Below are 13,331 nucleotides of genomic sequence, written 5' to 3' on the forward strand. Positions count from 1 at the left end.
TTGACTTTCAGAGGTAAAAAAACAACTTAATTTCCTCTATTAAATAAACTTCTGATTTAAAATTACATTACCCTATATTGGCGGATGCATGATTATGAATACACTTGAAAAGGTTCAAAACAACCTTGCGAAATTTAGTAAGTCGGAGCGTAAGGTCGCCGAAGTTATCTTGGCTTCACCACAAACAGCTATCCATTCCAGCATTGCTACTTTAGCAAAGATGGCCGATGTCAGTGAACCTACGGTTAATCGTTTCTGCCGCCGTTTAGACACCAAGGGCTTCCCTGATTTTAAGTTACATTTAGCTCAAAGTCTTGCTAATGGCACACCTTATGTCAGTCGCCATGTTGAAGAAGATGACACCCCAGAGTCCTATACAACAAAAATATTCGAATCTTCAATGGCATCGCTTGATACCGCCCGCCAAAGCTTAGATATAGCGGCAATAAATAAAGCAGTTGATATACTCACTCAAGCTAAAACAATCTCATTTTTTGGCCTAGGCGCCTCTGCATCGGTAGCGCATGATGCCCAAAATAAGTTTTTCCGCTTCAATGTACCCGTCATCTGTTTTGATGATGTACTCATGCAACGCATGAGCTGTATTAACTGCAATGAAGGTGATGTCGTGGTGTTGATTTCACACACAGGCAGGACTAAATCACTAATAGAAATAGCCCGCATCGCTCGTGAAAATGGCGCGGCCGTCATAGGAATAACCGCCCGAAACTCCCCGCTTTCACTTGAATGCACGCTTCCTGTGACCATGGAAGTACCAGAAGACACTGATTTATACTTACCAATGGCTTCTCGTTTAGCACAGCTTGTCACCATAGATGTGCTCGCCACAGGGTTTACTTTACGCCGCGGCCCGCGTTTTCGCGATAATTTGAAGCGTGTAAAAGAAGTACTAAAAGAGTCTCGTGTAAACCGAGATATGACCATTTAAACCCTATTTGTGCTCATTATGAATGTGACTTACAACAAAATTATTAAATAATAACGGCTAAATTTAGCTGTTATTCTTTTGTTTAAAAGGCTAGAGACTGGTGTCTTTTAGCCTTTTTTTTACTAAAAATGATTTATCTGTCACAAAAAACACACATTAAACACTGACTATTTGTTGGTAACTTTACTACATTTTAAAAGAATGTCTGTTACTATATATACATCATTTTTAGTACCCAGTTTTGGCGTACTTTTAATAACCTAATTTTTTACAAAAACTTTAAATCTTTAAAACTTTCCTTTTATATAACGGAGTATGTCATGTTCCGCAGAACAAAAATCGTTACAACTTTAGGTCCAGCTACTGATCGCGATGATAATTTACGTAAAATTATTATAGCTGGCGCCAACGTGGTTCGAATGAACTTTTCACACGGTTCAGCTGAAGATCACCTAAAACGCGCCAATGATGTTCGCGCTATCGCCAAAGAGCTTGGTCTACACGTCGCCATTTTAGGCGATTTACAAGGGCCTAAAATTCGTGTTTCTACCTTTAAAGACAACATGAAAATTAAGCTGACTTTAGGGGATAAATTTATCCTTGATGCCGATTTAGGCAAAGGTGAAGGCGATCAACAGCAAGTGGGTATCGACTATAAAGAATTACCAAGAGATGTGGTGATTGGCGATATCTTAATGCTGGATGATGGTCGTGTTCAGCTTCGAGTTGACAGCGTTGAAGGTAATAAAGTTTTTACAACAGTTACTGTTGCAGGTCCTTTATCAAATAATAAAGGCATCAACAAAAAAGGGGGTGGTTTAACTGCGCCAGCATTGACTGAAAAAGACATGGCCGACATCAAAACAGCGGCATTAATCAATGTTGACTATTTAGCTGTGTCGTTCCCACGTACTGGTGCTGATTTAGATCTAGCCCGTAAATTGGCTGTTGAAGCCGGTAGTCATGCCCTTATTGTTGCTAAAGTTGAGCGTGCTGAAGCGGTTGCAACTGACGAAGCAATGGATGATGTGATCAGAGCATCAGATGTGGTCATGGTTGCCCGTGGTGACTTAGGTGTTGAAATTGGTGATGCTGCACTGGTTGCGGTTCAAAAACGTTTAATTCAACGTTCACGTCAATTGAATAAAGCAGTTATTACTGCAACTCAAATGATGGAATCAATGATTTCTAGCCCAATGCCTACCCGTGCAGAAGTGATGGACGTAGCAAACGCCGTGCTTGATGGTACTGATGCGGTGATGTTGTCTGCTGAAACTGCTGCAGGTGACTTCCCTGAAGAAACCGTTAGAGCAATGGCCAATGTCTGTCTTGGTGCTGAGTCACACCCAAGTGTGATGGTGTCTAAGCATCGTTTAGAGCAAAACTTTACTTCTATTGAAGAAACAATTGCACTGTCTACTATGTATGCAGCAAACCACCTTGAAGGTGTAAAAGCGATTATTTCATTAACAGAATCTGGTGCAACGGCAAAACTAATGTCTCGTATTAGTTCTGCATTGCCAATATTTGCCCTTTCTCGTCATCAGAAAACCTTAGCAACAATGGCATTATACCGTGGTGTACAACCTATGTATTTTGATTCAACGGCATACAGCGCCGATGAATTGGCACGTGAGGCATTAAACACTATGGTTGCTGCAGGTTACTTAAGCAGTGGTGACATGGTATTAATGACCAAAGGTGATGCAATGGAAACCATTGGCGGTACTAATACTTGTAAAGTGTTAGTCGTCGCTTAATCTTAATCGCGCGGCATTAGCCAAATTCATTTAAAACGCCAATCATATGATTGGCGTTTTTGTTATTTGGTTTGGTTTGGTTTGGTTTGGTAAACTATATAAAAAATACCGTTCGCGAACAAACCTGTGATGATGTTAACACACCAAGCTAATCATCATTATACACAGCGCAGTCACGTCCCTTTTCCTTAGCAAGATAAAGCGCCACATCAGCACGCTTTAACCAAGTATCGATTGTGGTTCCAGGCAGCCACTTAGCCACACCATATGATACAGTTATGATTTTACCATCTGGCGTTTTTAACTCCTTTTTAATCGCCGCCATAAGAGCCGTTATATAAGTAGATTGATCAGTATAATTTGGGACCAATAATACAAACTCTTCTCCACCGAATCGATAAAGTCTGTCATTTTTACCAATATGTGATGTAGTTATACGGACAAAATCTTTAAGTACTTGATCACCAACAGCATGACCGTAATTATCATTTACCTTTTTAAAGTAATCCATATCTAGAATGGCTAATAGCTGTTGAGTATCATTATTTTCAGCATCAGACAATGCAGCTTGCATACCGGTTCTCATGGCTCGTCGATTAAACGCACCAGTAAGCTCATCAACACTATTCAGCGTTTTCAGTAATAGAAACTGCTTAGCACTGTGGTTAGCATATATAAACACGCACATCGACAACATTAAAATAGTGACAGCATAGGAGTCTAGTGAGACGGAGTCCAAAATATCAGACATAGTCACAATAGAAATTCCAGCGATAATATTGAGCAATAAAGCTTCAACTGGTTTAATTAAAAAAAAGTACTGGCAAAAACAGGGTAAACCCATAGAAAGCTATCTAGCCCATTCTTAATGACAATAGCGACTACACCCATGTTGATAAATAATGCAATTGCTGCACTCACAAGCCTAATTTTTTTCGAGTGATATGCATAAGCGACTAACACTATAATACCCAGCACTAGCATCATATCAATCATTGCTGCGACGAAATTTCCTGCAAGATAACGGGTAATGACGAATGGAAAAACACCCAATATTGCTACAACACTAAGTAATAACAATAAAGACAGTTGATACTTTATCTGCAGTTGATTGATCATAGGGTTCTCATCATGAACTTATTTATATTGATACCTGTCGAATATACTTACAAGCTGTCAGTTTTATTGCTTAATAATATCGAAATCACACGCTTGTTAAATGTAAGTTATTTTACCAGTATAGGCTATACAAACTGCATTTGAATAAGACTAAGAGTGGATTCTAATACGACTGTTGTTCTCTGAATATGGCCATTTTGCGTGAGTAGAGTGACTTGCATAGGTTTATATGGTTACAGCTATAACAACACTAAAAAAAAACGCTGAACAATATCAGCGTTTTTTGATGATAAGCTAAAAAATTAAACGATTAGAGCTTTTCAAAGTCATTTACATTGATGGCGGCTAAACGTTTTTTATCCGCTTCAAGTAACTGCTGGAATTCAGCTTCGGTAATAATATCTTTCTTTAACGCCACATCAAATAACTCAAGCATAGGCAGCTTAGATTTTATATGACCACTACGTTGAGCTTTCTTAAGCTTTTTGTACAGATCTCTTGCGGCATATTTTGCAAGAAACGCATCTTCAACTTCAGCAATGCCGCTGGTATCGCCTTCAAACTCGCCACATAAGAATGTGATACGATCACGTGCTGGGCTTGGTTTAAGCATACCTTTAACCAATTCAACAGCGGCTTTATCACTTGGCGCATTGAAGTGATTACCTAATGGAAAAATAAGCACACGTAACAATATACCCGCTATTTTACTTGGGAAGTTACGTATAGCATCTTCCAATGCTTTGGCAGCAAAGTGTAAACGCTGTGACATGACATAATGAACACTTGGTAAGTCATCTTGTTGACGACCATTATCTTCATAGAACTTTAAGGTCGCTGATGCTAAATACAGCTGACTTAATACATCACCCATACGGGCAGAAATCATTTCTTTACGCTTTAAATCGCCGCCCATTATTAACATCGACAAGTCAGTCATAATCGCTAATGAAGACGATATACGATTCATATCACGATAATACTTTTGGGTTGGACCGCTGACAGGCGAAGATGAGAATCGACTACCAGTGAGTGCATTAGCAAATGAACTCAATGCATTACGAGTAGCATAACCCATATGGCCTAATAGCAGTTGATCAAAGCGATCTACCGCCGCCGTTTCATCTTCCATTCCAGCGGCTTCCATTTCGGCAAGCACATATGGATGGCAACGTGTAGCCCCTTGTCCAAAAATCATCAACGAGCGGGTTAAAATATTCGCACCCTCGACGGTAATTGAAATTGGGTTTGCCATAAACGCATGACCTAAATAATTTTTAGGTCCTAGCTGAATGCCTTTACCAGACTGAATATCCATAGCATCTTCTAACACATCACGACCAAGTTCAGTCATGTGATATTTAGCAATTGCGGTAACCACTGACGGCTTAACATTTGCATCAATACCCGTAGTGGTTAGACGGCGTGCTGCTTCTAATTGATATGTGTTGGCAATGATGCGAGCCAGCGCTTCTTGCACACCTTCAAAGTTACCAATTGGCATACCAAATTGTTGACGAACATAACTATAAGCCGTTGTTGTCTTGGTGGTAATATGGCCTGATGCGGTTGCTAAAGCGGGTAAAGAAATACCGCGACCAGCTGACAGACATTCAACTAACATTCTCCAACCTTTACCGGCATATTGTGGACCACCAATGATCCAGTCTAATGGGATAAACACATCTTTGCCGCTTGTGGTGCCGTTCATAAAGGCCATCATTAATGGATTATGACGACGTCCAATTTCAACACCTGGGTGATCAGTTGGAATAAGTGCACAGGTAATACCCAGGTTTTTCTTATCACCTAATAGTTTATCAGGATCGCGCATTTGAAATGCTAAACCTAACACAGTAGCAACAGGCGCTAGGGTAATATAACGTTTGTTCCACGTTAGACTCAGACCTAAAGTCTCTTCGCCTTCAAACTCTTGACGACACACCACACCGATATCGGGAATAGCGCCAGCATCACTGCCCGCCTCAGGACCGGTTAATGCAAAACACGGAATATCTTTACCTACAGCTAAAGACGGTAACCAACGATCTTTCTGCTCTTGAGTACCATAATGGGTTAATAGCTCGCCAGGGCCTAAAGAGTTAGGCACCATAACCGTCACCGCGGCACTTACACTGCGAGTCGCTATTTTCGCCACTATGGTTGAGTTAGCAAAAGCAGAAAACTCACGACCGCCATATTTTTTAGGAATAATTAGCGCAAAAAAGCCCTCTTCCTTAAAGTATTGCCACAGTTCAGGTGGTAAGTCTTTACGATTATGCACAATGTCATAGTCGTCAATCATAGTTAATGCAGTTTGAACTTGATTGTCTAAAAAGCTCTGTTCGTCAGCAGTTAAGGTCGGTTTTGCGTAACCATGTAATTTATTCCAATCCGGTTTACCGCGAAATAGCTCACCTTCCCACCATACATCACCCGCTTCCATAGCTTCTTTTTCAGTGCTAGATAACGGAGGAAGTACTTTTTTAAAAAACGCAAATGCAGGACGCGTAATAACTTGCATCCTGATATTTCGCACTCCGAAGAGCACTATGATTGCAATAATAAGCAATATGATGATACTCATTTTTAACCTTCTTAAGTTTTAACTAGTTGGACATTACTGGCACGGCAACACCCGCTGCCATATAGGGAATAACTTTTCTTATAATTGCTTCAATATTATTGTGTTCGCCGTAATCTGAAGCGGCAATTTCATTTAATGCATCGGCTGATGCCATAGTGAATACCATAGTGCCAAGCGTAAAGTGCAAACGCCAAAACATTTCAACCTGAGGTATGTGCGGCACGCTGGCGGTGACAGCTTGTACAAAGGTAGTCAAATATTGCCCATAATGCGTAGTGATAAACCAACGTAAATGTCCTTGGCTTTCAATATAGCCACGACCAAGCAACTGCAGGAATATAATAGTGCCGCCATTTCTCACCTTATTAAGTTCTAATAATGGTTTGATTAAGCATGAAAAAATATCATTAAGCGAGGCATGTTCTGGCGCTAGATGTAAACGCTTTATCTCATTTGCCGCAGCAGGCATAAACACGTCAAGATAACGCGCTAATACTGCTCTAATTAACTCTTTTTTGGAACCGAAATGATAATTAACCGAAGCTAAATTAACCTCAGCTTTGCTGGTGATTAAACGCAATGACGTTTCTGAAAACCCTCTCTCAGCAAACAGTTTTTCTGCTGAATCTAGAATTCTTGTTTTCGTATCAGTACGACTTGCCATCCTCTAACCCACTCTCAATTTAAACACCTGTTTAAATTAATCATTGAGCGCACAGATGTCAATTTAAATTTGGCTTATTTTCGCAGCAAAAACCGGTCCTAACGCCTTAAACAGCGCAACATTTTTAACTTATATGTAATATATAAAAAATTTATGTACACTGTTGTCCAAAATAACAATAAGGACATAACAAATGAAACGAGCTTTAAAACAACCGTCTAAAATTGCTCTTTTAATCGCATTATCACTGGGTATCACCGCATGTGGTGAACAAGATAATCTGCCCACAGTTGAATCAATACAAGATGCGAGCAAGACTCCCTCGGCTGAGATTAATTCAACAACAGCCATTGCCTTCATTAATCAAGCAGAAGCAGAGCTTGCCAACCTATCCATTGAAGCTAATCGCGCTGAATGGATATATTCTAATTTTATTACTGAAGATACCGCGGCGCTTTCTGCTGCAATGGGCGAGAAAGTCATTTCAACATCAGTGCGCTATGCAACTGAAGCTGCCAAGTTTGCCAATGTAAAACTAGACGCAGTTAACGCCCGTAAGCTAAATAGTTTACGCAGTAGCTTAGTGTTACCTGCACCACTAGACCCAGTTAAAAATGCAGAGCTGGCAAAAATCAGCTCTGAATTAAATGGGATGTACGGTAAAGGTAAGTATTGCTTTGCCGATGGAAAGTGCCTAACGCAACCTGAATTATCAAATTTAATGGCTGCTTCAAATGATCCTGCTGTACTGTTAGAAGCTTGGCAAGGCTGGCGTGAAATAGCTAAACCCATGCGGCCATTATTTCAACGTGAAGTTGAATTAGCTAATGAAGGCGCACGAGATCTAGGTTATCAAGATTTATCAGAATTATGGCGCAGCCAATATGATATGAAACCCGACGCGTTTTCTGCCGAGTTGGATAGGCTATGGGGACAAATAAAACCTTTATATGATTCACTTCATTGTTATGTTCGTGGCGAGTTGAATGAGCAATACGGGGATGATGTCGCCCCAAATACCGGTCCTATCCTGGCGCATTTATTAGGTAATATGTGGGCACAACAGTGGGGGACTATTTATGACTCAGTCGCCCCAGATAATGCCGACCCAGGTTATGATGTTACCGCGCTACTGGCGAAAAATGGCTATGATGAAGTCAAAATGGTTAAACAAGCTGAAGGTTTTTTTACTTCGCTTGGGTTTGAAGATTTACCTGACACCTTTTGGACTCGCTCGTTATTTGTACAGCCACAAGACCGTGACGTCATCTGCCACGCTTCAGCATGGGACTTAGACAATTTAGATGATCTTCGTATCAAGATGTGCATCCAAAAAACATCTGCTGACTTTAGCGTTATTCACCATGAGTTAGGTCATAACTTCTACCAAAGAGCCTATAAAGATCAACCTTTTATTTTCAAAAACTCCGCTAATGACGGATTTCATGAAGCAATTGGCGACACCATTGCATTATCTATTACCCCAAAGTATCTACAACAAATTGGCCTACTTGATACCTTACCAGATGCTGATAAAGATATTGGCTTGTTACTAAAACAAGCATTAGATAAAGTCGCCTTTATGCCATTTGGTTTAATGATAGACCAATGGCGTTGGCAGGTATTTAACGGCACTATTAAGCCAGAAAACTATAACCAAGCCTGGTGGGAGTTGCGTGAAAAATATCAAGGAGTTAAAGCTCCTATTACCAGAACCGAAATGGATTTTGACCCAGGCGCTAAATACCATGTCCCTGGTAATGTCCCGTACACCCGCTACTTTCTAGCACATGTGCTGCAATTCCAATTCCATAAAGCCCTTTGTGATATTGCACAAGATAAAGGACCAGTTCATCGCTGCAGTATTTACGGTAATAAAGAGGCTGGGGCTAAATTAAATGAAATGCTGGAAATAGGGGCTAGTCAGCCATGGCCTGAAGCATTAAATATCGTGACAGGCACTAAGCAAATGGATGCTAAGGCGGTACTTGATTACTTTGCTCCGTTACACATTTGGCTAGATAAACAAAATAGCAATGCTAACCGTCAATGTGGTTGGTAGTTATTTAAGCGATATCATGATGTGATGCGACTGAAGTAAAAACGCCAAGAATATTTGGCGTTTTTTATTTCTCTGCTTATCGACTTTACTTATCGAACGCCACTGCCTTTACCATGAATAACCAGAATATTACGCTCTCCCCGTTCAAACGCGCCAAAAATACAATTAACTAAATTTAGCCTTGCTTGAGGTAAGTAATACTCATGCACATCTAAACTGGTTTTAATATCATTAAAACCCAAGGGTAATTGTTTAAAAACGGCATCTGCATCCCATCATGCTAATGACTGACTATTTCATCTGGATTAACTGGCGAAAATTGATAAGGCATCAGCGGTAAAACAGCAAATAACTCATGCTGGTTTAATGCACCTTGCTTGGCTAATTGCCCTGCTGTTGATCAAGATGGATCAACCAAGCTTACAGCTTGTGTTTTATTGATATCCTTAATTAACGGTATGACACCAAACATCTCTTCAAAAAAATAGTACTTTATCATCTTGAAGCACATTACTTCCCTACACACTTTGTAATGATTATGTTCTATGGCGACGGTAAAGAATAATTTATAGTACCTACAATGTTGTAAAATAAATCAATTTGACGAGAAACTTGTTTTAATGAAGCTTTTAAAACCCGTAATAATGATACTAGTCTGTCTGCTTGCCACTATCGCCTCAATGCCAGGTTACAGTAATACAAATGCAGATAATGACATGCTGAACGAAAATTATACCCTCCTAGCAAAGGGGTTTTATAACCTTAATATTGAGGTTCTTAATGATATATATAGTGACAATGCTGTGTATATATCTGAAACACAAGATAAAGACATACTTTACGGTAAGCAAAATATTATTAATTTATACCGTAATTTTTTTGATAAAATTAAACGAAAAAACGCTAAAATTGAAATTGATTTTCGCGTGGCGGTTCGTCAGTTATCAGAAGACCAATCGACCGATATAGGTTATTACTTGGTTAGATTCCACCCAGGTAAAGAATCAGGCGAGCCCATCAGTGAGTTTGCCGGCAAATTTGTCACCGTCGCCAAGCGTACCGCCGAAGGCAAATGGCAAATAAATGTTGATTCTAACACTCGTTCAAAACCTGAATTTTATTACCGCGCCAAACCTATGCCTAACTGGTATTACGGTAAGCAATTTATTCAACAAGCTACAGAACAAGCTCAATGATGCTATCTGCTACCTTTAACTATAATCAACCCTGCCCATGCCTTAGCGGTATAACCTACCAAGCTTGTTGCCATGCTTATCACACACAACAACGCGTTGCTGACAGTGCCGACACATTAATGCGCTCTCGTTATTGTGCATTTGTTGTGGGTGAGTTCGACTATTTAATCAATACCCATCACCCACGATATTTGGCAGACTTAACGACAGAAAAACTATCCCAAGGTAATACATTATGGTTAGGTTTGCAGGTATTAACACATCAATTGATAGATAAAAGTCATCCGGCTTTTAATCTTACATTTATCGATACCGTACAAGCCATTGTGGTATTTAAAGCCTGGTATAAGCTTGATAAAGGCGTTGATGCTATTTTTGAAGAGTCACATTTTGTGCGACACGAAGGTAAATGGTTTTATACTCAAGGTGTGCAAATGGAGGTTGATTTACCGCGGAGGAATGATCCATGTGTGTGCCAAAGTGGTAAGAAATTTAAACAATGTTGTATCAGCTAATGCTGGCTATACATAGAATAGTAGGATTATTCAGTCGGCGCGATTTTACTCGTCGTGAGCGATTAGTACCGCCAGCTATTGTAGTGAATTTAGGACTAAATCATTAAAATCATTGACTCTAATAGCTGGGCTATATAAGTAACCTTGTGCTTGATCACACATCATTTTCTCTAAAAACTCTGCTTGCTCAACCGTTTCAACCCCTTCAGCTGTGATCGACATATTCAGCGCTTTAGCCATCGCGATTATCGCACTAACAATTTCACGGCTCTGCTTACTGGATGATATATCCATTATAAATGAACGATCTATTTTCAGCTTAGTGATAGGAAACTGTTTAAGGTACTTCATTGAACTGTAGCCAGTACCAAAATCATCAATAGCTATCCCGACACCTAAATCAGCCAGCTCATGGCAAAGGTTAATGGCATAACGAATATCGCCCATAAGTTCAGTTTCAGTAATTTCAAGAATAAGACTTCTTGGTTTAATACGATAACGATTTAACAGATCCCAAACTTGTTCAAATAAATCACCACTAAAAAACTGTCTTGCCGCGACATTAACATGCATAGTAATGCCAACATTTTTATGCTGCCACAAGTTTAATTGTTTACATGCGGTTTCTAATACCCATGAGCCAATTGCATTAATCATGCCCGACTGCTCAGCTATTTCAATAAATGCCCCTGGATATAACACCCCTTGACGAGGATGATTCCATCTAATTAATGCCTCAGCACCAACATACTGATGACTCTCAAAATCCATTAGTGGTTGATAATACAGCTCAAATTGACGACCTTTAATCGCATACTGTAAATCTTTTTCTATATTGGCATCACTTTTAAATTGTTCGAGTAATTCTTGGTTAAAAAATTGGTAATAACCGTTGGACTGCTTTTTTGCGCATTGCAATGCAATATCGGCACAGGATAAAGGTGAAAATAGATCAATTACCGAACCAATATCGACAATAGCGACAGCCGGTTTAGGCTCAACTTTTTCTCTATTTATAATCATAAAGGCTGATAAATTGTTAATGAGTTTACTCACCAATCCGTCTAATTCTTTTTCTGGCATCATTTTGGGCAATAAAATACAAAATTCATCACTGCCAATTCGAGCCACATCAATTGCTTTATGGTTTGCTGCAAAGTGCTTTAAACGCCTAGAAACCTCAATTAATAACAGATCACCTTGTACGTGTCCGTTGGTATCATTGAAACGTTTAAAACCTAATAAATCCACCAGTAATAATATACCTTCTTGGGCTTTATCCAGCTGTGGCGTAAAGTAAGACCGATTATGTAATCCAGTTAAACTACAGTGCCATGCAAGATGTTCTAACTCTGCTTTATGTTCAAATTGTGAAGAAATATCATAGCTTGACACTAGTGCATAGCGGTTACCTTGTTCTGTCATAAACCCAGTAACATGGTAATGCAACCAATAGTATTTATTATCGATACGCTTAAGTTTTATGTCGCCAACAACACTTTCATTATTGGCAATTTTATCTAACATATATTGCAGAGTATCAGGGTTATTTCTAAATATATCTAAATTCATCACGCTATGATGTTCAATATCACTGCGTAATAACCCTGTCATTTTTTGGTGAGCGAAGTTGACATAATCCACCATTAAGGTGTCAGTGTTAACAATCATAACTACATGGTCTGAATGTTCTGTCGCATTACGCAATAAATGAATTTGCTCTGATTTATCATAGGAGTGACGGGTTGCTAAAGTTAATGCGAGCTGATCAGCGCACTGAATTACAATTTGAATTTGGTCAAGCGACCATTCAAATAATGTTTTAAATTCAATAGATAACACACCTTCAATGTGGCCATTAATACGAATAGCAACATTAAGAGTACTAACAATATGATTGGTTTGATAATAATCAAATGAGTGAATTAGCTGGTCAGTCGGCAAAATATGATTCACCGCAATATAACGATGATTCTTTAGCTGTTCAAAATAGCTGAACTCTATGTCCGATTGTTTGGTATCTAGAGTATGTTTTGGGTCGTTATGGTGGGTTTGGCAATAATGAGCAATTAACCTTTTAGAGCAGGATAAGAAAGAGCTTTGTTCAGCCCTAACCTCAGCAGTTTTTGTGCTATCAAATTTTTCATCAAATAGCCAAACTGAAACTAAAGAAGCGATAAAATGTTGCTGCAATAGCTTACTAACCAGTTCAGAGGTTTTTGTAAAGTTACCCTGCTGTTTGGCGCTAGAATTTACAATGAGTTCTAAAAGGTGCTGATTTTGTTTTTGTGTCATTAGTTTCCCGAAAGACATCATACATTGTCATTCTACTGAATTATTATTAGCCCGCTATAGTCAGCAACGTGCAGATAACTCAATGCATCCCGTTGGGAGCTTTATTATAAGCTGTTTTATAACCTTTTATAATCAAAGGTTATAATAAAATTATTTTGAGTGAAGATACACTTACAATTGACAA

Annotated in this window: 11 protein-coding genes; 5 read left to right on the top strand and 6 right to left on the bottom strand. The window is 39.2% G+C overall.

Going from position 1 to position 13,331, the window contains the following annotated elements; genetic code table 11:
* The first annotated feature begins 94 nt into the window (after positions 1-94).
* Together L0B17_RS12025 and pyk are read left to right on the top strand one after the other, a co-directional pair.
* Positions 95-949: a MurR/RpiR family transcriptional regulator gene (locus tag L0B17_RS12025; protein ID WP_226415929.1), complete on the top strand. Its 855-nt coding sequence runs from the start codon at positions 95-97 to the stop codon at positions 947-949.
* Positions 950-1,269: 320 nt separating this feature from the next.
* On the top strand, positions 1,270-2,709 hold the full coding sequence (gene pyk, locus L0B17_RS12030; RefSeq protein ID WP_235085096.1) for a pyruvate kinase: 1,440 nt from the start codon (positions 1,270-1,272) through the stop codon (positions 2,707-2,709).
* A gap of 148 nt (positions 2,710-2,857) precedes the next feature.
* On the opposite strand, the gene L0B17_RS12035 is transcribed toward pyk, so the two are convergent.
* The 4 genes from L0B17_RS12035 to L0B17_RS12050 form a co-directional block, all read right to left on the bottom strand.
* Positions 2,858-3,460: a GGDEF domain-containing protein gene (locus L0B17_RS12035; RefSeq protein ID WP_235085098.1), complete on the bottom strand. Its 603-nt coding sequence runs from the start codon at positions 3,458-3,460 to the stop codon at positions 2,858-2,860.
* A 56-nt stretch (positions 3,461-3,516) separates the two neighbouring features.
* Positions 3,517-3,828, bottom strand: coding sequence for a hypothetical protein (locus L0B17_RS12040; protein WP_235085099.1), 312 nt, complete (start codon positions 3,826-3,828; stop codon positions 3,517-3,519).
* Between the two features lie 310 nt (positions 3,829-4,138).
* Entirely contained in the window at positions 4,139-6,415 is a 2,277-nt protein-coding gene (locus L0B17_RS12045) for an acyl-CoA dehydrogenase (RefSeq protein ID WP_235085100.1), read from the bottom strand.
* Between the two features lie 22 nt (positions 6,416-6,437).
* Positions 6,438-7,079 (bottom strand): TetR/AcrR family transcriptional regulator, encoded by a 642-nt coding sequence (locus tag L0B17_RS12050; RefSeq protein WP_235085102.1) that lies wholly within the window; start codon positions 7,077-7,079, stop codon positions 6,438-6,440.
* A 193-nt stretch (positions 7,080-7,272) separates the two neighbouring features.
* On the opposite strand from L0B17_RS12050, the gene L0B17_RS12055 reads away from it, so the two are divergent.
* A complete protein-coding gene (locus L0B17_RS12055) occupies positions 7,273-9,141 on the top strand; it encodes a M2 family metallopeptidase (protein ID WP_235085104.1) in 1,869 nt (622 codons plus the stop codon).
* Between the two features lie 89 nt (positions 9,142-9,230).
* Here the strand turns inward: L0B17_RS12055 and L0B17_RS12060 are convergent, their stop codons facing one another.
* Positions 9,231-9,383: a Smr/MutS family protein gene (locus L0B17_RS12060; RefSeq protein ID WP_235085105.1), complete on the bottom strand. Its 153-nt coding sequence runs from the start codon at positions 9,381-9,383 to the stop codon at positions 9,231-9,233.
* Positions 9,384-9,761: 378 nt separating this feature from the next.
* Here L0B17_RS12060 and L0B17_RS12065 point away from each other — a divergent pair, with 378 nt between their 5' ends.
* On the top strand, positions 9,762-10,337 hold the full coding sequence (locus tag L0B17_RS12065) for a DUF4440 domain-containing protein (protein WP_235085107.1): 576 nt from the start codon (positions 9,762-9,764) through the stop codon (positions 10,335-10,337).
* Positions 10,334-10,852 (top strand): YchJ family protein, encoded by a 519-nt coding sequence (locus L0B17_RS12070; protein ID WP_235085109.1) that lies wholly within the window; start codon positions 10,334-10,336, stop codon positions 10,850-10,852. The genes L0B17_RS12065 and L0B17_RS12070 overlap by 4 nt, the downstream gene beginning before the upstream one ends.
* 75 nt (positions 10,853-10,927) lie before the next feature.
* On the opposite strand, the gene L0B17_RS12075 is transcribed toward L0B17_RS12070, so the two are convergent.
* Positions 10,928-13,147: a sensor domain-containing phosphodiesterase gene (locus L0B17_RS12075; protein WP_235085111.1), complete on the bottom strand. Its 2,220-nt coding sequence runs from the start codon at positions 13,145-13,147 to the stop codon at positions 10,928-10,930.
* Positions 13,148-13,331: the final 184 nt, after the last annotated feature.

This window comes from Shewanella sp. OMA3-2, from assembly GCF_021513195.1.
In the GTDB taxonomy this organism is placed as follows: Bacteria; Pseudomonadota; Gammaproteobacteria; order Enterobacterales; family Shewanellaceae; genus Shewanella.